The sequence below is a fragment of the Thauera butanivorans NBRC 103042 genome (assembly GCF_001591165.1).
Classification (GTDB): domain Bacteria; phylum Pseudomonadota; class Gammaproteobacteria; order Burkholderiales; family Rhodocyclaceae; genus Thauera; species Thauera butanivorans.
Genome location: NZ_BCUG01000036.1, coordinates 1 through 19,103 on the forward strand (window position 1 = coordinate 1; position 19,103 = coordinate 19,103).

The 19,103-nt window shown below is 65.6% G+C and carries 17 protein-coding genes, 1 tRNA gene and 1 other RNA gene; 6 read left to right on the top strand and 13 right to left on the bottom strand.

Features of this window, described 5'->3' with window-relative positions; genetic code table 11:
• Positions 1-529: 529 nt before the first annotated feature.
• The 10 genes from TBU01S_RS14670 to TBU01S_RS14715 all read right to left on the bottom strand — a co-directional run bounded on the left by TBU01S_RS14670 (position 530) and on the right by TBU01S_RS14715 (position 10,841).
• Complete coding sequence (locus tag TBU01S_RS14670; protein WP_068637453.1) at positions 530-898, bottom strand: barstar family protein; 369 nt, start codon at positions 896-898, stop codon at positions 530-532.
• Positions 895-1,254 (bottom strand): guanyl-specific ribonuclease, encoded by a 360-nt coding sequence (locus tag TBU01S_RS14675; protein WP_068637455.1) that lies wholly within the window; start codon positions 1,252-1,254, stop codon positions 895-897. Before TBU01S_RS14675 ends, TBU01S_RS14670 begins: the two co-directional genes overlap by 4 nt.
• Positions 1,255-1,263: 9 nt before the next feature.
• Positions 1,264-2,913 (bottom strand): response regulator, encoded by a 1,650-nt coding sequence (locus TBU01S_RS14680; protein WP_068637457.1) that lies wholly within the window; start codon positions 2,911-2,913, stop codon positions 1,264-1,266.
• Between the two features lie 184 nt (positions 2,914-3,097).
• Positions 3,098-4,897 carry an aspartate--tRNA ligase gene (aspS, locus tag TBU01S_RS14685; protein WP_068637459.1) on the bottom strand — a complete coding sequence of 600 codons (1,800 nt, stop codon included), beginning with the start codon at positions 4,895-4,897 and terminating at the stop codon, positions 3,098-3,100.
• A gap of 62 nt (positions 4,898-4,959) precedes the next feature.
• Entirely contained in the window at positions 4,960-5,583 is a 624-nt protein-coding gene (locus TBU01S_RS14690) for a DUF502 domain-containing protein (protein ID WP_068637461.1), read from the bottom strand.
• A 60-nt stretch (positions 5,584-5,643) separates the two neighbouring features.
• Positions 5,644-5,913 (bottom strand): FmdB family zinc ribbon protein, encoded by a 270-nt coding sequence (locus TBU01S_RS14695; RefSeq protein ID WP_068637462.1) that lies wholly within the window; start codon positions 5,911-5,913, stop codon positions 5,644-5,646.
• A gap of 155 nt (positions 5,914-6,068) precedes the next feature.
• A complete protein-coding gene (locus TBU01S_RS14700; RefSeq protein ID WP_068637464.1) occupies positions 6,069-6,920 on the bottom strand; it encodes a prepilin peptidase in 852 nt (283 codons plus the stop codon).
• A gap of 7 nt (positions 6,921-6,927) precedes the next feature.
• Positions 6,928-8,157 carry a type II secretion system F family protein gene (locus TBU01S_RS14705; RefSeq protein ID WP_068637466.1) on the bottom strand — a complete coding sequence of 410 codons (1,230 nt, stop codon included), beginning with the start codon at positions 8,155-8,157 and terminating at the stop codon, positions 6,928-6,930.
• Between the two features lie 20 nt (positions 8,158-8,177).
• The gene (pilB, locus tag TBU01S_RS14710; RefSeq protein ID WP_068637468.1) at positions 8,178-9,896 is read right to left on the bottom strand and encodes a type IV-A pilus assembly ATPase PilB; all 1,719 of its coding nucleotides are present in this window, start codon (positions 9,894-9,896) and stop codon (positions 8,178-8,180) included.
• A 111-nt stretch (positions 9,897-10,007) separates the two neighbouring features.
• On the bottom strand, positions 10,008-10,841 hold the full coding sequence (locus TBU01S_RS14715) for a cytochrome C assembly family protein (protein ID WP_068637470.1): 834 nt from the start codon (positions 10,839-10,841) through the stop codon (positions 10,008-10,010).
• A gap of 51 nt (positions 10,842-10,892) precedes the next feature.
• On the opposite strand from TBU01S_RS14715, the gene ffh reads away from it, so the two are divergent.
• From ffh to gloA, 5 genes are all read left to right on the top strand, one after another.
• Positions 10,893-12,263 (top strand): signal recognition particle protein, encoded by a 1,371-nt coding sequence (ffh, locus tag TBU01S_RS14720; protein WP_068637472.1) that lies wholly within the window; start codon positions 10,893-10,895, stop codon positions 12,261-12,263.
• Between the two features lie 22 nt (positions 12,264-12,285).
• Positions 12,286-13,062, top strand: a complete 777-nt coding sequence (locus TBU01S_RS14725) for an EI24 domain-containing protein (RefSeq protein ID WP_068637474.1) — start codon at positions 12,286-12,288, stop codon at positions 13,060-13,062.
• Positions 13,059-13,808, top strand: a complete 750-nt coding sequence (locus TBU01S_RS14730; RefSeq protein ID WP_068637475.1) for a competence/damage-inducible protein A — start codon at positions 13,059-13,061, stop codon at positions 13,806-13,808. Before TBU01S_RS14725 ends, TBU01S_RS14730 begins: the two co-directional genes overlap by 4 nt.
• A complete protein-coding gene (locus tag TBU01S_RS14735; protein WP_068637477.1) occupies positions 13,805-14,608 on the top strand; it encodes a M48 family metallopeptidase in 804 nt (267 codons plus the stop codon). The genes TBU01S_RS14730 and TBU01S_RS14735 overlap by 4 nt, the downstream gene beginning before the upstream one ends.
• 61 nt (positions 14,609-14,669) lie before the next feature.
• Positions 14,670-15,059 (top strand): lactoylglutathione lyase, encoded by a 390-nt coding sequence (gene gloA / locus TBU01S_RS14740; protein ID WP_068637479.1) that lies wholly within the window; start codon positions 14,670-14,672, stop codon positions 15,057-15,059.
• 73 nt (positions 15,060-15,132) lie between these two features.
• Here gloA and TBU01S_RS14745 read toward each other — a convergent pair whose 3' ends face one another.
• Positions 15,133-16,377, bottom strand: coding sequence for a nitronate monooxygenase (locus TBU01S_RS14745; RefSeq protein ID WP_068637481.1), 1,245 nt, complete (start codon positions 16,375-16,377; stop codon positions 15,133-15,135).
• Positions 16,378-16,548: 171 nt separating this feature from the next.
• Between TBU01S_RS14745 and ssrA the strand changes: the two genes are divergently transcribed.
• Positions 16,549-16,892: a transfer-messenger RNA gene (ssrA, locus tag TBU01S_RS14750) on the top strand.
• Between the two features lie 112 nt (positions 16,893-17,004).
• On the opposite strand, the gene TBU01S_RS14755 is transcribed toward ssrA, so the two are convergent.
• Both TBU01S_RS14755 and rpoD read right to left on the bottom strand, forming a co-directional pair.
• Positions 17,005-17,083 (bottom strand) — tRNA-Ile (locus TBU01S_RS14755).
• Positions 17,084-17,093: 10 nt separating this feature from the next.
• A complete protein-coding gene (rpoD, locus tag TBU01S_RS14760) occupies positions 17,094-19,088 on the bottom strand; it encodes an RNA polymerase sigma factor RpoD (RefSeq protein WP_068637483.1) in 1,995 nt (664 codons plus the stop codon).
• Positions 19,089-19,103 lie beyond the last annotated feature (15 nt).

Here is a 19,103-nt window from a genome sequence, read left to right on the forward strand (position 1 = left end):
GGTCGGGCGATTCGGACTTGAAGCGCACCGTGAAGCGGTACAGCGAGGACAGCGCCTCGCGGCCCGACAGGCTCACCGCCCACAGCGCGTCGCCCAGCGGCGTGTGGGCGACCAGAAGACGGTTCATGGCCGTGGCTCCCGTATCGATCCATGAAAAGCGATAACGGTAACATATGAGAGATATATAGCAAAAGATTACGGGCATACTCCGGGTGGGTCGGCTTGCACCCGGAATATGCCACCCTTCGAGCAGGGGAAGCTCGAATGACGCGATGCTTGCGGGGAAATCGGCGGGCGGCGAGACCGCCCATGCCCGCCACGAGGTGATCGGCCAAAGGCCCGGCACCATCTTTGGGGGCTGTCAGGCGCTTGGGGCGGGCCCATTACGGAGGTTCAGGCACGAGAGCTCCTCGCGAGAGCGGGACCACGATCGCTGAGCGGGTAGCGAGGCCGCGCAGGTGGTCAGCCTGGTGCAAGCCGGGCCTGGGCCAGGCGCGACCGGTCGATACGGCCGGCCAGGTGCGGCCGCTCAGGCATCAGGATCGTCGCTTCGCCCACTTTCCTCGATGGCGACGCTGAGCGGTGTGCTGGTGCCGGACCAGTAGGCGATGCTGTCGTCGAGGATTTCGAGCAGGGTGGCGTGGCTGTCCGGATCGGCCGTCCGCAGTCCGGACGGCCCGGACAGCACGAGATGGCGGGCCGACGCCGGCAGCCATGACAGATCGCAGAGCAGGTCGGCAAGCGCATCCCAGTTGTGTCCGAACCAGGCGGGAAAGTGCAGCGCCGCGGCGAAGCGATCGAGCAGTTCGGCCTTGCCGGTGCAGCCGGCGAGGTCGACCCGCAGGATGAGCGGGTCCGTGGCGGACGGGACGGGGGGGCAGGGGCGGCTCGGCGTCATGGGCGCGGTTCCACCTGGCGGAAGCTCCGGTAGTGGTCCGGAGTGTAGTAGAAGATTTCCGGCGGCTTGCCGCCGGCGACGATCCGGCGTGCGCCGCGATCGCGCGCGCCGGGCGTGGGCACCGTGTATTCGCGATACCAGCCGCGGGGTTTTTGCGGTAGCAGCTTTTCGCGGTTCTGGAACACCGTGCCGTCCTTGCGGTAGGGGAAAGGCCCGCCTTGCTGGATCAGGGCGATGGTCTCGAAGGCTTCGGGCGGAATGCCGGCGTGTGCGCCCTTGTCGGGCGAGGCGGGCGTGCAGCCCGCGAGGGCGAGCAGGGCGAGAGCGCTCAGGCGGAGCAGCAGGGTGTGCATCATGGCTGGGCGTCAGGAGGAGCGGATGACCCGCGTCAGGACTTTTTCCGGCCGGATGCCGTAGCGCTTGATCAGATCGTGCATGAAGCCGGTGATCGCCGCCAGGCGCGGGTTGGCCGGCGACAGGCGCTGGGCGCGCTGGATGAAGCCGTGGGCCTGGGTGGCGAAGGCGTCGTTCCAGCCGCGATGCTCGATATGGCGCAACAGCGCCAGCGCGGCGTTGAACAGCACATGCGGATTGCCCGGCAGCTTGCGCGCGGCGCTCATCATCTCGCTCACGGCGCCGTCGAAATCGCCCGCGCGGGCCTTTTCGGCGCCGGTGGTGACGAGCGTCTTGACTTCGGCCTGCACGCGGGCCTCGATCTTCCGGGACAACTGCCCGAGTCCGCGGGTGTCGAGCATGGCACGGGTCGTTTCGATGGTGCGCTCGTCGGCCGAACTGCGCAGCAGATCGGTGGCGAGTTCGCTGGCCTGTTCCTGCATGTCCTGTTCGAAGCAGGTCTTGATCAGATCCTGGCGCAGTTCGACCGAAAGCTCGCGGATCGTGCCGCCGGCCAGCATCGCGGCCTTGAGCGCCTGCTGCGCACCGGCGCGATCCTGCTTGTGGGCATGGATGAGCGCATTGCAGACTGCCTTGCACACTTCGCCTTTCGGCTGCCGCCCCATGCTGCGGTCGAGGTCGGTGATCGTCTCCTGCACGTCGCCGATCTTGTCCAGGGCAAGCTGGGCCTGGACGAGGCGGACGTGATCTTCGGGATCGCGGAACGCCGAGTATTTCCCCTTGCTGACGACTTCCGCAAGCGCGGCTTCGGCGCCGGCGGGATTGCCGATGGCCAGCGACAGGGTGCCGAGGCGGCGCAGGCGGGCCATGCGATAAGGGGATTTTTCCGCCGCGGTGGCGAGCGTGGCACAGGCTTCGTGCGGACGGCCAGTCTCCTCCTGGAGGCGGGCGAGCAGTTCGTAGGCAGCGATGAAGCGGTCGTGGCGGGCGAGCAGGTCGACGAGGATGCTTTCCGCTTCGACATGGCGCTTCTTCAGCACGAGGATTCGTGCAAGCCCCAGTTCGGCCCACGGAATGCTGCGCGAACCGAGGATCTCACGATGGAGCGCTTCGGCTTCGTCGAGCTGGCCGATGCCGACGTGCAACTGCGCCTGCAGCCGCATCAGATCGGTCAGGTACTGGGGGTTCTCGTCGCGGGCGATGCGGCAGTATTCGATCGCACCGATCGGGTCGCCGAGGCGCATCAGCTGCCAGGCGGGCAGGAAGGCATCGCGCTTCTGGAAGGCGCGCAGCAGGCGCACGCGCAGCGTCTCGGCATTGAGCGGCTTGAGGATGTAGTCGTTCGGCGTCAGCTCGCAGGCGCTGGTGACGCGCTCGTTGTTGCGTTCGGCGGTGATCATGACGAACACCGTGTCGGGCGGGAGGATGCCGTGGGCGTGAAGGTCCTCCAGCAGGTGCTGGCCGTCCTGGCCTTCGCCGAGGTTGTACTCGCACAGGATCAGGTCGTAGCGCTGCTCGCGCAGTTGCTTGATCGCCGCAGTGGCGGACACCGCGTAATGGGCGGTTTCGATCCCGATGGATGCCAGCATCGTGCGCAGCTGCGTGCGCATGGTGGATTGGCTTTCGACGACGAGAACTTCGAGCTCGTTCGGAAGAAGCATCTGTATTGGCGCCAAATGCACGCGGTGCGTGCCTCGGGTGAAGATTACGTCATCCCGGGTGAAATCTGAAACGGTGCGGGCTCCACGGCCTTTCACCGCGATGGATGAAAGGCCGTGGAGCCCGCGTTGCCGGCAGGTGGCGAAGCCGGGGGGGGCTCAGCTCCTGCCGCTTGGTTCTTGTCGCTCAGCCCTTGCCGATCTCGACCTGGGTTTCGACCTTCTGCCGCAGGCGGATGTGCAGCTCGCGCAACTGCTTCTCGTCGACCTCGCCCGGCGCATCGGTCAGCAGGCACTGGGCGCGCTGCGTCTTCGGGAAGGCGATGACGTCGCGGATGGATTCGGCGCCGGTCATCATCGTGACGATGCGGTCGAGGCCGAAGGCCAGGCCGCCGTGCGGCGGCGCGCCGTACTTCAGCGCGTCGAGCAGGAAGCCGAACTTGGCCTGTTGTTCCTCGGGGCCGATGTTCAGCGCCTCGAACACCCTGGCCTGCACGTCGGCGCGGTGGATACGCACCGAGCCGCCGCCGATTTCCCAGCCGTTCAGCGCCAGGTCGTAGGCCTTGGCCAGGCATTCGCCCGGGTTGCTGGTCAGCAGCTCCAGGTGTCCGTCCTTCGGGCTGGTGAAGGGATGGTGGCAGGCGGTCCAGCGCTTGTCGTCCTCGTCGTATTCGAACATCGGGAAGTCGACCACCCACAGCGGGCACCAGGCCTGGCCCGTGACGTAAGCCTTTTCGTGGCCGAGCCTGGTGCGCAGCGCGCCCATCGCATCGTTGACGACCTTGGTCTTGTCGGCGCCGAAGAAGATCAGGTCGCCCGATTGCGCGCCGGTGCGTTCGAGGATGGTGCGCAGCGCGGTTTCGTGGATGTTCTTGACGATCGGCGACTGCAGGCCCTGCTCGTTGGCCTGGGAAGCGTCGTTGACCTTGATGTAGGCCAGGCCCCTGGCGCCGTAGATGCCGACGAACTTGGTGTATTCGTCGATCTCGCCGCGCGTCAGGCTGGCGCCGCCGGGCACGCGCATCGCCGCGACGCGGCCGCCGGAAGTGGCGGGGCCGCTGAAGACCTTGAAGGCGACGTCCTGCACTGCGTCGGTGACGTCGGTGAGTTCGAGCGTGACGCGCAGGTCGGGTTTGTCCGAGCCGTAGCGGCGCATCGCTTCGGCATAGCTCATGCGCGGGAAGGGCGCGGGCAGCTCGACGTCGAGCGCTTCCTTGAACACGAAGCGGATCATTTCCTCGACCAGCGCGGTGATCTCGGTTTCGTCCAGGAACGAGGTCTCGAGGTCGACCTGGGTGAACTCGGGCTGGCGGTCGGCGCGCAGATCCTCGTCGCGGAAGCACTTGACGATCTGGTAGTAGCGGTCGTAGCCGGCGACCATCAGCAACTGCTTGAACAGCTGCGGTGACTGCGGCAGGGCGAAGAACTGGCCCGGATGCACGCGCGAGGGCACGAGGTAGTCGCGCGCGCCTTCGGGCGTGCTCTTGGTCAGCATCGGCGTCTCGACGTCGATGAAGCCGGCGGCGTCGAGGAAGCGGCGGAAGGCCATCGTCGTCTTGTAGCGCAGCATCAGGTTCTTCTGCATCTGCGGACGGCGCAGGTCGATGACGCGGTTGGCCAGGCGCACCGTCTCGGACAGGTTCTCGTCGTCGACCTGGAAGGGCGGCGTGGCGGCGCTGTTGAGTACCTCGATGTCGTGGCAGAGGATCTCGATCTCGCCCGAGGTCAGGTTGGCGTTCTCGGTGCCGGCCGGCCGGCGGCGCACCTTGCCGCTCATCTTCAGCACGAACTCGCTGCGCACCGATTCGGCAATCCTGAACATCTCGGCGCGATCCGGGTCGCACACCACCTGCACCAGGCCTTCGCGGTCGCGCAGGTCGATGAAGATGACGCCGCCGTGGTCGCGGCGGCGGTGTACCCAGCCGCAGATGGTGACGGTCTGGTCGAGGTCGGCGGCAGTGACTTTGCCGCAGTAATGAGTTCGCATGGATGGGTTCCGGCTGGTCTTGATGGCGGCGCAGGACGCCGCGTGGAGGTCTGAAAGGAGGGTTATTCGTTGAGCAGTGCTGCCCGCTCGGGCAGGCGTGAGGGTGGGGCGACGACGCCCATCGAGATGATGTACTTGAGTGCCTCGTCGACGCTCATGTCGAGCTCGATGACGTCTTCCTTCGGCATCATCAGGAAGAAGCCCGACGTCGGGTTCGGCGTCGTCGGCACGTAGATGCTGACGTAGTCACCCCGCAGGTGCCTGGCCGCGTCGCCGCCGGGCTGGCCGGTGAGAAAGGCGATCGTCCACGAACCCTGGCGCGGGTACTGCACCAGCAGCGCCTTGCGGAAGGCCTGGCCGCTGCTGGAGAACAGCGTGTCCGACACCTGCTTGACGCCGTAGTAGATCGACTTCACCACCGGAATGCGGGCGAGCAGGGCTTCCCACACCTGGACGAGCTTCTGGCCGAGCACGTTGGCGGCGATCAATCCGGTGGTGAACACGATCAGCAGGCTCATCAGCATGCCGACGCCCGGGATGTCGAAGCCCAGCCATTCCCGGGGCTGGGCGCCGTTGGGCAGCCACAGCAGGATCTGGTCGAGCGTGCCGATGATCCAGGCGAGCACCATGAAGGTGATCGCCAGTGGAATCCAGATCAGCAGGCCGGTGATGAAGTATTTCTTCACGGAGTCTCTTTGCAGGGGGGCATCGGGCGCAGGCCGGCCTGGTGCGGCCCGCTCCGACGCTCAGTGGCAGCCGCAGCCGCCCCCGGAACAACTGTGGGCGGCAGGCGTGCTGCTGCCGGTGCTGCCCGACGTGCTGCTGCCATTGCCGCCGCCCTTGAAGTCGGTCGCGTACCAGCCGCTGCCTTTCAGCTGGAAGCCGGCGGCCGACAGCAGCTTGGCATAGCCGGTGCTGCCGCAGGAAGGGCAGCTGGAGAGCGGGCCATCGCTCATTTTCTGGAGGTGTTCCTTCTGGAAACCGCAATCCGGGCAACGATATTCGTAGATGGGCATGACAGGCTCCCGAAAACAAGTGCGCAAGTCTAACGCAATGCAGCATAAGGAAAAAGTCGGAGTCCGCGGCAGCGGAGCAAGGCGGCAGATGGGCGCGCGCGGCAGGAGTTTCAAGGATGGGCGGAAGCCGCCCCCCCGCTGCCGCTTGCGCCGGGCTACAGCATGCCGAGGTAGCGGGTGCTCAGGGCTTCGCCCCAGAACAGCGCGATCACGCCCGCCGCGGCGAGATAGGGGCCGAAGGGGATCGGGACATCGCGGCCGCGGCGGGCGACGACGATCAGCGCGACACCGGCCAGCGCGCCGACCAGCGACGAGAACAGGATCGTCAATGGCAGCGCCTGCCAGCCCAGCCAGGCGCCGATCGCCGCCAGCAGCTTGAAGTCGCCGTAGCCCATGCCTTCCTTGCCGGTCAGCAGCTTGAAGGTCCAATAGACCGACCACAGCGCGAGATAACCGGCCATCGCGCCGGCGACCGCGCTCGGCAGATCGGTGAATGTCTCGCCCAGATTGAACAGCAGGCCGAGCCACAGCAGCGGCAGCGTCAGTTCATCGGGAAGGAGCTGGGTGTCGAGGTCGATGAAGGCAAGCGCCACCATCGTCCAGATGAAGAGCAGGGCGCCGAGCGCGGTGAGGCCGAAGCCGAAGTGCCAGGCTGCGTAGCCCGACAGTGCGGCGGTGAAGGCCTCGACGATCGGGTAGCGCTTGCTGATGCCGGCACCGCAGTGGCGGCAGCGGCCGCGCAGGACCAGGTAGCTGACGACGGGAATGTTCTCGAAGGCGCCGATCAGGTGGCCGCAGTGCGGGCAGCGCGAGCGCGGCGTGGCGAGGTTGAAGCGTTCGGCCGCCGGCGCAGGTTCGCCGCGAAGCTCCGCCGCCTGGGCATGCCATTCGCGCTCCATCATCCTGGGCAGGCGGTGGATCACCACATTGAGGAAGCTGCCGACGAACAGCCCGAGCAGGGCGCCCAGTACGGTGAAGGCGATGGGGTCGCGAAGAGCCTCGGACATGGGACTCCTAGACGATGGAGCCGAGCTTGAAGATGGGCAGGTACATCGCGACCACCAGGCCGCCGATCACGGTGCCGAGGAAGACCATGATGATCGGTTCGAGCAGTTGCGAAAGGCCTGCGACGGCCTCGTCGACCTCCTGCTCGAAGAAGTCGGCGACCTTGCCCAGCATGGCGTCGAGCTGGCCGGACTCCTCGCCGATCGACACCATCTGCACGACCATGGTGGGGAACACGTCCGAGCTCTGCATCGCCACGGTGAGGCTGGTGCCGGTGCTGACTTCGTTCTGGATCTCGCGCGTTGCCATCAGGTAGATGTGGTTGCCCGAGGCGCCGCCCACCGAGTCGAGCGCTTCCACCAGCGGCACGCCAGCGGCGAACATGGTCGACAGGGTCCGCGTCCAGCGCGCCACGGTGGCCTTGCGGATGATCGGACCGACGACCGGCAGCTTGAGCACCATGCGGTCGACCGCGATCTGCATGGCCGGCGAGCGCTTGTACAGCCAACCGACGACGGCGATGGCCAGGATCGGTATGCCGAGCACGATGTACCAGAACTCGACGAAGAAGTCGGACATCGCGATCACGATCATCGTCGGCGCCGGAAGGTCGGCGCCGAAGCCGGCAAAGACGCTCTTGAATTCGGGGATGACGAACAGCATCATCACCGAGATGACCAGCGCGGCCACCACCATGACGGCGATCGGGTAGAACAGCGCGGACTTGATCTTGCCCTTGATGGCGAGGATCTTTTCCTTGTAGGTGGCGATGCGGTCGAGCAGGCTGTCGAGGATGCCGGCCTGTTCGCCCGCGCTGACGAGGTTGCAGAACAGCCTGTCGAAATGCACCGGGTGCCTGGAGAAGGCCTGCGACAGGCTGGAGCCGGTTTCGACGTCGGTGCGGACATCGTTGAGCAGGCGTGCCAGCGCCGGGTTGCCCGAACCCTTGATGCCGATGTCGAAAGCCTGCAGCAGCGGCACGCCGGATTTCATCATCGTCGCCAACTGGCGGGTGAACAGCGCGATGTCCCGGTCGGAAATCCTGCCGCCCCGCGACATCTTCTGCTGCTTGACCTTGGTGACCAGGATGCCTTGCCGGCGCAGCATGGCGCGAACGAGGGCATCGCCGTTGCTGCGGATTTCGCCGCGGACGATCTTGCCGCTCTTGTCCTTGCCTTCCCAGTTGTAGAGGTGCTCTTTCGGCTCCGTCTGATGCGCTGCCCGGCTTGCGGTTGCCATGTGATCGAACTTCCTTTGCCTTATTCGTTGGTCGTGGCCAGCACTTCTTCGAGTGAGGTGACGCCCTGCCTGACCTTGAGCAGGCCGGACTTGCGCAGGTCGCGCACGCCTTCGCGTTCGGCCTGTGCGGCGATGTCCATGGAGTTCCCACCCGTCATGATGATGTGAGCAATTTCCTCGCTGATGGGCATGACCTGATAGATGCCAACCCGTCCCTTGTAACCGCTGTCCTTGCAGCGCTCGCAACCCACTGGCGCATAGGGCTGCCAGCTGCCGTCGAGGTCTTCCACCGTGAAACCGGCTTCCAGCATCGCTTCGATCGGTATGTCGGCCGGTTTCTTGCAGGAGCATAACCGCCGCGCCAGGCGTTGCGCCGTGATCAGGATCACTGAAGAGGCAATATTGAACGGCGCCACGCCCATGTTCTTGAGGCGTTCGAGCGTGGTCGGTGCGTCGTTGGTGTGCAGCGTGGACAGCACGAGGTGGCCGGTCTGCGCTGCCTTGATCGAGATCTCGGCGGTTTCGAGGTCGCGGATCTCGCCGACCATGATCACGTCCGGATCCTGGCGCAGGAAGGCGCGCAGGGACGCGGCGAAAGTCAGCCCGGCCTTCTCGTTGACGTTGACCTGGTTGATGCCGGGCAGGTTGATTTCCGCCGGGTCTTCCGCGGTCGAGATATTGACGCCTGCCTTGTTCAGCAGGTTGAGGCAGGTGTACAGCGATACGGTCTTGCCGGAGCCGGTCGGGCCGGTGACGAGGATCATGCCGTAGGGCCGTTCGATGGCGTCGAGCAGGGCCTTGCGCTGGTCCGGCTCGTAGCCGAGCGCATCGATGCCCAGCATCGCCGAACTCGGGTCGAGGATACGCATCACGATCTTCTCGCCGTGCAGGGTCGGCAGCGTCGACACGCGGAAGTCGATGGCCTTGTTCTTGGACAGCACCAGTTTCATGCGTCCGTCCTGGGGAACGCGCTTCTCGGAGATGTCCAGGCGCGAGATGACCTTGATGCGGGCGGCGATCTTTTCCTTCAGCACCAGCGGCGGCTGGGCGATCTCGCGCAGCGTGCCGTCGGTGCGTACGCGGATGCGGTAGTACTTCTCGTAAGGCTCGAAGTGAACGTCGGACGCGCCTTCGTTGATCGCGTCGATCAGCACTTTCTGGATGAAACGGACGACCGGCGCGTCGTCGACGTCGTTGCTGCTTTCCTCTTCCGCCTGTGCCTCGCCCGGCGCCTCCTGGTTCAGGAGGTCCATGTCGAAATCGTCGCCGGTGAGTTCCTTCAGCGTTTCCGAGGCGGATTCCGACAAGCCGTCCACCACGCGCTTGAGCTTGTCGGCTTCGGCAACCACCAGATCGAGCTGCATGCCGGTCTGGAAGCGGATCTCGTCCAGCGCGCGCATGCTGGACGGATCGGCGAGGGCGAGCGTGATGCGGTTCTGGCGCTTGGCCAGGGCCACGACCTGATGCTTCTGCATCAGCTTGCGGTCGACCGCGTCGATCGAGAACGTCGCTTTGTCGAAGGCGGCGATGTCGACCAGCGGATAGCCGAAGGTGTCGGCGGCGAAGCGGGCCATGGCCGCGGCGGACAGCAGGCCGCGCTGCGCGATTTCGAGCATGAAGGCGTTGGCGCCTTCGGCGTCCCGTGGCGTGCAGGCGATCGCGTCGGCCTCGGAAATGCGTCCGTGCTGAACGAGAGCCCGAGCGAAGCCGCTCAGGGCTGATTGAGGATTTGCCGCCATGTCTTGCCCTGGACTGAATTGCGGTCGATGTTGCATCCAGGCTCGAGCCTTGTAAAGGCTTCACTGCAGCACGAAGGCAGGCCCCGTGCTCGCCGTCACGGGGGTAGCGGTTCAGCCCGCCCGCTGCAGTACCACTTCGATGACGAAGCGGCTGCCGACGTAGGCGAGCATCAGCGCGACGAAGCCGGCCAGGGTCCAGCGCAGCGCGGTCCGGCCGCGCCAGCCCCACAGCTGGCGGCCGAGCAGAAGCCCGCCGAACAGCAGCCAGGAGACGAAGGCGAAGACCGTCTTGTGGTCGACCCGGAACGCCTGGCCGAACAGGGATTCCGAGAACATCACGCCAGTGATGAGCGTCAGCGTGAGCAGCACGAAGGCGATCGAGATCAGCCGGAACAGCAACGCTTCCATCGTCAGCAGGGGCGGCAGGCACGCCAGCAGCCGGCTGAAGCGGGCGTTGTGCAACTGGCGCCCGGCGATCGACATCAGCATCGCGTGCAGCGCAGCCAGGGTGAACAGGCTGTAGGCCAGCATGGCGATGACGAAGTGCGCACGGAATGCGGGCGAGGCCGCGTTGACGAGAACGTGCTCGCCCGGAAAGATCAGCGGCACGATGCTCGCCACCACGCCGGCCGGCATGATCAGCGTATGCAGGCCGTCCAGCCGGGTATAGAGCGTCTCGACCCAGTAGAAGCAGACCGCCAGCCAAACCATCAACGACATCGCCACGCCGAAGCCGAAGCGCATCTGCCCGTCCGGGAAGATCGCCGTGTGCAGGGCCGCGCCGTGCGCGATCAGCGTCAGCAGCAGGAACAGGCGCTCGCGCAGCGACATGCACGACTGGCCTTTCGCTGCGGGCGCGCGTGCGGCGGTGTAGCTGCGCCAGTACGCGATGCCGACGCCGGCGTAAAGCGAGGCGGGAATCAGATGAAGTAGAATTGAGCGCATATCAAGACGCAAGTTTACTCCAAGTCACCCCCGGACGAAGGCTTCTCGCACATGCTCGACAATCTCACCCAGCGGCTGTCAAAAGTCGTCAAGACCCTTCGTGGCCAGGCCCGCCTGACGGAAGACAACATCCAGGAAGCGATGCGCGAGGTGCGCATGGCGCTGCTCGAGGCCGATGTGGCGCTGCCGGTGGTCAAGGATTTCATCGCCAAGGTCAAGGAAAAGGCGGTGGGCCAGGAAGTCGTCGGCTCGCTGACCCCCGGCCAGGCGCTGGTCGGGGTGGTGCATGACGAATTGCGCAGCCTGATGGGCAGCGCCCACGAGGGCCTGAATCTCGCCGTCCAGCCGCCTGCGGTGGTGTTGATGGCCGGCCTGCAGGGCGCGGGCAAGACCACCACGACCGGCAAGCTTGCCAAGCTGCTGCACGAGCAGCAGAAGAAGAAAGTGCTGGTGGTGTCCACCGACGTCTATCGCCCGGCGGCGATCGAGCAGTTGAAGACGGTGGCGGGCCAGGCGGGCGTCGAGTTCTTCCCCTCGGCCGTGGGGCAGCAGCCGGTCGACATCGCGCAGGCGGCGCTGGACTACGCACGCAAGCACCATGTCGACGTGCTGCTGGTCGATACCGCCGGCCGCCTGGCCATCGACGAGGCGATGATGGCCGAGATCAAGGCCTTGCACGCCGCGGTGTCGCCGGTCGAGACCCTGTTCGTGGTCGACGCCATGCTCGGCCAGGACGCGGTCAATACCGCGCGCGCCTTCAACGAGGCGCTGCCGCTGACCGGCGTGGTGCTGACCAAGCTGGACGGTGATTCGCGCGGCGGCGCGGCGCTGTCGGTGCGCCACGTCACCGGCAAGCCGCTGAAGTTCGCCGGTGTCGGCGAAAAACTCGGCGGAATCGAGCCTTTCCATCCCGACCGCATGGCCAGCCGCATCCTCGGCATGGGCGACATCCTCGGCCTGGTCGAGGAGGCGCGCCGCGGCGTAGATGAGGAAAAGGCGCGCGTCTTCGCGCAGAAGCTCAAGAGCGGCAAGGGTTTCGACCTCAACGACTTCAAGGAGCAGATCGGCCAGATGCGCAAGATGGGGGGGCTGGCGTCGATGATGGACAAGCTGCCGGCGCAGTTCGCCCAGGCCGCCGGGCAGTTGCAGGGCGGCGCGGAAGAAAAGGCCATCGGCCGCATCGAAGGCATCATCAACTCGATGACGCCGCTCGAGCGCGCCAAGCCCGAGATCCTCAAGGCCAGCCGCAAGCGGCGCATCGCCGCTGGCGCGGGGGTGACGGTACAGGAAGTGAATCGCCTGCTGAACCAGTTCGAGCAGACGCAGAAAGTGATGAAGCAGTTTTCCAAGGGCGGCATGCACAAGATGATGCGTGCCATGAAAGGCATGATGCCGGGTGGCCTGCCGGGCATGCCGCGTTGAACACGCCGGGCACGGAGGAGACATGAAGGAGATCCTGATCGCTTTCGGCCGCGCCACGCGCAGCCTGTTCCAGCGCGACATCTTCTGGCACCTGCTGTGGCCGGGCCTGGTGTCGATGCTGATCTGGACGGTGGTCGCGGTGCTCGCCTGGGTGCCGGTGACGGACTGGATCTTCGCCTGGGTGGGCGGCTGGAGCTTCGTCGGCAGCTGGATTTCGGCTTCCGAGGCGACGGCCGCCGTGACCCTGGTGCTGGTCAAGATTGCGGTGGCGCTGGCCTTGGTGCCGCTGGTCTATGTGACGGCAGCGCTGATCGTCGCCGCCATCGCATTGCCGATGATGCTGGAGCGTGTCGCCCGCCGCGACTATGCCGACATCGAGCAACGCAAGGGCGGGTCCAACCTGGGCAGTGCCTGGAATTCGATCCTTGCCGGCGTGCTGTTCCTGATCGCCCTGATCGTGTCGCTGCCTTTCTGGCTGATCCCCGGCGTGGGGCTGCTGGCTTCGGTCTTCCTGACCGGCTGGCTGAACCAGCGTGCCTTCGGCTACGACGCGCTGATGCTGCATGCCGACGACGAGGAACTGGACCGCCTGCGCCGTGACTGGCGGCCGCAGATGCTGCTGCTGGGCGGCGGCAGCGCCTTGCTGGCCTATGTGCCGGTGGTGAACCTCGTTGCGCCGGCCTATGCCGGTCTGGCTTTCGTTCATTACCTGCTCGACCGGCTGCGCCAGGACCGCCTGGTGCGCGGCGTGACCTTGCTCGATGCCGAAGCGCCCGGCCGGGAGCAGATTCCGCAATGAATTTCGGTGCCCTGATCATCGGCGACGAGATCCTGTCGGGCCGCCGCAGCGACAGGCATCTGGCCAAGCTGATCGAACTGCTCGGCGCGCGCGGCCTCAAGCTGTCGTGGGCGCGCTACTGCGGCGACGACTTCGAGCGGCTCGCCGACACGCTGCGCCAGACTTTCGCCACCGGCGACGCCGTCTTCAGCTTCGGCGGCATCGGCGCCACACCGGACGACCGCACGCGCGAGGCGGCCGGCGCCGCGCTCGGCCTGGAACTCGAATTGCACCCCGAGGCGGAGGCCGAGATTCGTGCCCGCTTCGGCGACGAAACCACCCCCGAACGCCTGCAGATGGGGGTTTATCCGCGCGGCAGCGAGATCGTGCCGAATCCCTACAACCGGATTCCGGGCTTTTCCATCCGCAACCACTACTTCACGCCGGGCTTCCCGAAGATGGCCTGGCCGATGGTCGAATGGGTGCTCGATACCAAGTACGCCCATCTGCACCACGCCGAGGATTACGTCGAGCAGGCCGTCACCGTCTGGGATGCCTACGAAGGCCAGTTGATCGGCCTGATGCGGCAGATCACCGCCGACTTCCCCGATGCGACGCTGTTCAGCCTGCCCACGCTGGCGGAAGAAGGACAGCGTCGATCGCTCGAATTGGGCATGAAGGGTAGGGCTGGGCAAGTGGCCGCAGCGATGGTCTCGATCAAGGCCGACCTGGAGGCACGCGGGCTGGAGTGGCAGGACAAGCCTTGAAGCATGCGCGTAGCGCGGCGGCGAGCGAGGAAGCGCACCGGATCGAGCTGGGTGGGCAATGTGTCGAGCTGACGCTGAGGCGTTCGCCGGCACGGCGCACGCTGGCCCTGCAGATCGATCACCGCGGCGCGCGGGTGTCGGCGCCCTTGCGCACGCCGCTGGCCGAGATCGACGCCTTCATCCGCAATCACGCTGCCTGGCTGCTCGACCGCCTGGGCCGTGCCGCCGAGCTTTCCCGCGCGCCGGTGGTGGTGCCGGCGGATGGCTGCGAACTGCCTTTGTTCGGCCGCCCGATGCGGCTGCGCATCGGCGGCGTGAGCCGCGCGCAATGGCGCCCGGGCAACGACGGCGCGGAGGAACTGCATCTTCCTGCCCGGGCCGATGCCGAGCGCGCATTGCTGCGTGCCCTGCAGGGCCGCGCGCTGGCCTGGTATCGTGGCCGGGTCGAGGAGTACTGCCTGCGCCTGGCCTTGCCGGTGCCGCCGGTGAGGCTGTCGAATGCGCGCACGCGCTGGGGCAGTTGCAGCAGCCTGAGCGGCATCCGGCTGCACTGGCGGCTGGTGCATCTGCCGCCCGAACTCATCGACTACGTGGTGGCGCACGAAGTCGCGCATCTGCGCGAGATGAATCACTCGCCCCGCTTCTGGGCGGTGGTCGAATCGGTCTGCCCGGCTTGGCGCACCGGACGTGCCCGCCTGCGGCAGGCCGCAGCAGGCCTGCCCGTGATCGGCGCCGCCGGTGCGGCGCAGGCGGGCGCTCAGGTCGACACTCAGGTCGACAATCTCGAGGCCGAAGATTGAACGGCCATTCCAGCCGCCGGCCGGTTCCGGCGGCAAATCTCAAACAGAGGAAGGACTGAACATGAGAATTCTCCACACCATGCTGCGCGTCGGCGACCTAGATCGCTCCATCGCCTTCTACACCGATGTGCTCGGGATGCGCCTGCTGCGCCGGCACGACTATCCGGACGGAAAGTTCACGCTGGCGTTCGTCGGCTACCAGGACGAGCAGGACGGCGCCGTGCTCGAGCTGACCTACAACTGGGGCGTGGACAAGTACGAGCTGGGCACGGCCTACGGCCACATCGCGCTCGAAGTGCCGGACGCGAAGAAGGCCTGTGACGAGATCCGTGCCCGCGGCGGCAAGATCGTGCGCGAAGCCGGGCCGATGAAGCACGGCACGACGATCATCGCCTTCGTGGAAGATCCGGACGGCTACAAGGTCGAACTGATCCAGAGCAGGACTTTCTGATCCTGGGCCCGGTGTCCGGCACTCCGGCGGCCATCCGGGCGGCGGGAGTGCCGGACACCGGGTTTGCCGCCCGTCAGCCGGGCAGGGCGATCTTGTTGTCGGTGCTGAACTGGTAGTCGTGGAACACGTGCTCGGCCGACAGGATGCGGTAGTCGCCGCTTTCCTCGCGCACCGAGGTGTCCTTGAGCCGGTAGGTGTAGTGGCCGCAGGTCCAGCAGTCGAAGTTGCGCATGTGGGTGCACAGACAGGTCTTGTCGAAGACGCGGATCTTCTTCGCCTCCGGATGGGCGGCGACTTCGCGGTTGTAGGCTTCGATGTACTGGCAGTTGCCGGTCGAGTCGAGCAGGTAGCCGTAGGCTTCGCAATTGGGGCGGATGCCGTTGCCGATCGCCGGGCTGCTCTTGAGCATGCGCATCGGATAGCCGGTGGGCGAGATCTGGTTGACCTCGATCTCGTCCTCGCTGGCCTTGAAGTAATGCTGCTGCACGTCTTCCGGCAGGCCGCATTCCCGGGTCACGGTGAAGCGCGTCGCGACCTGCACTGCCGCCGCGCCCATTTCGAGGAAGTTCACCGCATCCGTGCCGGTGAAGATCCCGCCGGCAGGAATCAGCGGAATGTCGAGCTGCTGTTCCTTCAGCCAGTCGCGGATCTCGACGACGATGGTGGCGAGATCGTACTGCGCCCAGTCGAGGCCGAAGCCCAGATGGCCGCCGGCGAGCGGGCCTTCGACGACGACGTAGTCGGGCAGCCGGCCGGTGCGGGCGCTTTTCTTCAGGAACAGCTGCAGCGCGCGCAGCGAGCTGACGATGATGCCGAGCCTGACGTCATGGAAGCGCGGATGGTCCTCGATCAGTGCGAACGAACCCAGATGCAGGCCGGCCGCCAGCGTGATGCCGTCGATGCCGTTGTCCATCGCGGCGCGAAGCCTCGCCCGAAGCGTGTCCTTCGGCGCGTTCATGGTCAGCTTTTCCATGCAGTTGATGAAAATCTGGCCTGCCCCGCGCTTGCGTTCCATCGTGCGGCTGACATGCGTCGCGGTGGCTTCGGCGATCAGGCCGAGGTCGAACTGGACGATGGACTTGTCCGAGTTGGCGACGTTGAACTTGTATTGCTGAAGCTTGTTCTTGACGTATTTCGTGTTGTAGCGGCGATCGGAAACCGTCGGCAGCATCGCGTCCGAAATATGCCCGACGCCGCCCAGGCGGGCTGCCTCGAGGGCGAGGTCGGCTGTCGAGATATCGACACCCATGCCACCCACCATGATCGGCACCAGCTCGTGCGAACCCAGCTTCAGGCGAAAATCGTCAACACGCTTCATTGCATACAGTCCGTTGAATCGGCAGTCCGACATTATCACCCGAGTCGCCGATTCGTCCCAGCCCCGGGCTTCCCCTAAGCGTGCCTGCGGATCTTCCGCGCGGATGCCCGCGGCCCGGCCGGCCTTTGCTGCGCGATGGGACAGCTGTGCTTACAACTCCGGCCGCCAAAGACAGGGATGGGGGCTTGACGCACACGTCCGTCTGCGTACCATAGCGCTCATGGTTGTAATTCCGGCAACCCGGAGGCGTTCTGGACAGGGGTTCGATTCCCCTCACCTCCACCCAAGCGCACGTATTGCGCTTGCTGCAGATGAGTGTGCTTGGGTGGGGGTGTACTGGTTTCGACAGGGCGGGCAAAGGTGAGCAGGCAACCCGAGAGGCGACGGACGTAATCCGCGCAAAACCACAAACGCCAACGATGAGCGTTTCGCTGTTGCCGCCTAACCGGCACAGCTGGGGCCGCTGAAGCCTTATTACCCAAGACAGCCGGTGGGGACTTCGGTCCCCATCGTCACGTCTGCGGCTTTGCTCGCCCTTGTCACTCGCTTCCGCAAGCGAATCCCCTTTCCGTTCCGAACGCCGGAACGAAAACCGCCGACCCTTGCGGATCGGCGGTTTTCTGCTTCTGGTGGGCCCCCTGGGAGTCGAACCCAGCACCAACGGATTATGAGTCCGCTGCTCTAACCAGGCATGAGCTAGAGGCCCGGGAAACGTCTTACTGGTCGCTGTCGAGGAAGCTGCGCAGTTTTTCGGAGCGGCTCGGGTGGCGCAGCTTGCGCAGTGCCTTGGCTTCGATCTGGCGGATGCGTTCGCGGGTGACGTCGAACTGTTTGCCGACTTCTTCCAGCGTGTGGTCGGTGTTCATCTCGATGCCGAAGCGCATGCGCAGCACCTTGGCTTCGCGCGGGGTGAGCGAATCCAGCACTTCGCCGGTGGCGTCGCGCAGGCCGGAGTACATCGCTGCCTCGGCCGGCGCCAGGGTGGCGGTGTCCTCGATGAAGTCGCCCAGATGCGAGTCGTCGTCGTCGCCGATCGGCGTCTCCATGGAGATCGGCTCCTTGGAGATTTTCATGATCTTGCGGATCTTCTCCTCGGGCATCTCCATCTTCTCGGCCAAGGTCGCGGGATCCGGCTCGGCACCGGTTTCCTGCAGGATCTGGCGGCTGATGCGGTTCATCTTGTTGATCGTCTCGATCATGTGAACCGGGATGCGGATCGTGCGCGCCTGGTCGGCGATCGAGCGGGTGATGGCCTGGCGGATCCACCACGTCGCATAGGTCGAGAATTTGTAGCCGCGGCGGTATTCGAACTTGTCCACCGCCTTCATCAGGCCGATGTTGCCTTCCTGGATCAGGTCGAGGAACTGCAGGCCGCGGTTGGTGTACTTCTTGGCGATCGAGATCACCAGGCGCAGGTTGGCTTCGGTCATCTCGCGCTTGGCGCGGCGCATCTTGGCTTCGCCGGTGGACATCTGGCGGTTGATGTCCTTGAGTTCCTTCAGCGGAATGCCGAGCCTGTCCTGCAGGTCGATGAGCTTCTGCTGCTCTTCGAGCACTGCGGGGTGGGCGCGCAGCAGGTTCTCGGCGTAGTTCTTGCCGGCGGCGATTTCGTTCTTCAGCCAGTCGAGATCGGTCTCGTGGCCCGGGAAGTTCTTGATGAAGTGCTGGCGCGGCATGCCGGAGCGGTCGACGCACAGGCGCAGGATCTGGCGTTCGTGGCCGCGTACCTGTTCGACCATGTGGCGCACCGAGTCGCACAGGCGTTCGATGGCCTTGGCGGTGAAGCGGATGTTGAGCAGTTCGTCCGAGATCTGCTGCTGGAGCAGCAGGTACTGGGTGTCCTGCGAGCCTTTCTTGCCCAGTACGTCCATCTTCTGGGCGTAAAGCCCGCGGATGACCGCGAAGCGCGCCAGAGAGTCGTTCTTGAGCTGCAGCAGCGAGGCGGCGTTGGCCCGCTCGGCGCTGTCCTCGTCGGATTCGTCGTCGTCGCCGTCCGATTCGTCGCCTTCGTCGTCGTCCGTCTCGTCGGTGTCGGCGTCGTCACTGCCGTCGTCGCCGGCGGCTTCTTCGCTGCCGGAGTTCGGGTCGATCAGGCCATCGACCAGTTCGTCGATCTTGGCTTCGTCGGCAACGATGCGGTCGACGATCTCGAGCATTTCGGCGATCGTCGTCGGGCAGGCCGAAATGGCCTGGACCATGTGCTTCAGGCCGTCCTCGATGCGCTTGGCGATCTCGATCTCGCCTTCGCGGGTCAGCAGCTCGACCGTGCCCATTTCGCGCATGTACATGCGCACCGGATCGGTGGTGCGGCCGAATTCGGAGTCGACCGACGACAGCGCCTGTTCGGCTTCTTCTTCGGCGACGTCCTCGTCGACGTTGCTCGCGACGCTGTCCGACATCAGCAGGTCTTCGGCGGCCGGCGCCTCGTCGTAGACCTGAATGCCCATGTTGTTGAAGGTGGCGATGATGCCTTCGATCTGCTCGGCGTCGGCGACGTCGTCGGGCAGGTGATCGCTGATTTCGGCGTAAGTGAGGTAGCCGCGCTCCTTGCCGAGCGTGATCAGCGTCTTCAGCCGCGTACGCCGGACTTCGGCGTCCAGCGGCGCGGCGACGGGGCTTTCGACGACCTGTGCGGCCTTGTCCTTCGCTTTGGATGTCCGCCCCTTGGGGCTGGTCTTGCGCGGCGAATCCTTGGCTGTTTCGCGTGCCATAGCACTCCTCAGGTG

Excerpts from the sequence above, each read along its gene's own strand:
- TBU01S_RS14670 (WP_068637453.1), bottom strand. The coding sequence starts at position 898 with ATGACGCCGAGCCGCCCCTGCCCCCCCGTCCCGTCCGCCACGGACCCG.
- TBU01S_RS14675 (WP_068637455.1), bottom strand. The coding sequence starts at position 1,254 with ATGATGCACACCCTGCTGCTCCGCCTGAGCGCTCTCGCCCTGCTCGCC.
- TBU01S_RS14680 (WP_068637457.1), bottom strand. The coding sequence starts at position 2,913 with ATGCTTCTTCCGAACGAGCTCGAAGTTCTCGTCGTCGAAAGCCAATCC.
- aspS (WP_068637459.1), bottom strand. The coding sequence starts at position 4,897 with ATGCGAACTCATTACTGCGGCAAAGTCACTGCCGCCGACCTCGACCAG.
- TBU01S_RS14695 (WP_068637462.1), bottom strand. The coding sequence starts at position 5,913 with ATGCCCATCTACGAATATCGTTGCCCGGATTGCGGTTTCCAGAAGGAA.
- TBU01S_RS14700 (WP_068637464.1), bottom strand. The coding sequence starts at position 6,920 with ATGTCCGAGGCTCTTCGCGACCCCATCGCCTTCACCGTACTGGGCGCC.
- TBU01S_RS14705 (WP_068637466.1), bottom strand. The coding sequence starts at position 8,157 with ATGGCAACCGCAAGCCGGGCAGCGCATCAGACGGAGCCGAAAGAGCAC.
- pilB (WP_068637468.1), bottom strand. The coding sequence starts at position 9,896 with ATGGCGGCAAATCCTCAATCAGCCCTGAGCGGCTTCGCTCGGGCTCTC.
- TBU01S_RS14715 (WP_068637470.1), bottom strand. The coding sequence starts at position 10,841 with ATGCGCTCAATTCTACTTCATCTGATTCCCGCCTCGCTTTACGCCGGC.
- ffh (WP_068637472.1), top strand. The coding sequence starts at position 10,893 with ATGCTCGACAATCTCACCCAGCGGCTGTCAAAAGTCGTCAAGACCCTT.
- TBU01S_RS14725 (WP_068637474.1), top strand. The coding sequence starts at position 12,286 with ATGAAGGAGATCCTGATCGCTTTCGGCCGCGCCACGCGCAGCCTGTTC.
- TBU01S_RS14730 (WP_068637475.1), top strand. The coding sequence starts at position 13,059 with ATGAATTTCGGTGCCCTGATCATCGGCGACGAGATCCTGTCGGGCCGC.
- gloA (WP_068637479.1), top strand. The coding sequence starts at position 14,670 with ATGAGAATTCTCCACACCATGCTGCGCGTCGGCGACCTAGATCGCTCC.
- TBU01S_RS14745 (WP_068637481.1), bottom strand. The coding sequence starts at position 16,377 with ATGAAGCGTGTTGACGATTTTCGCCTGAAGCTGGGTTCGCACGAGCTG.
- rpoD (WP_068637483.1), bottom strand. The coding sequence starts at position 19,088 with ATGGCACGCGAAACAGCCAAGGATTCGCCGCGCAAGACCAGCCCCAAG.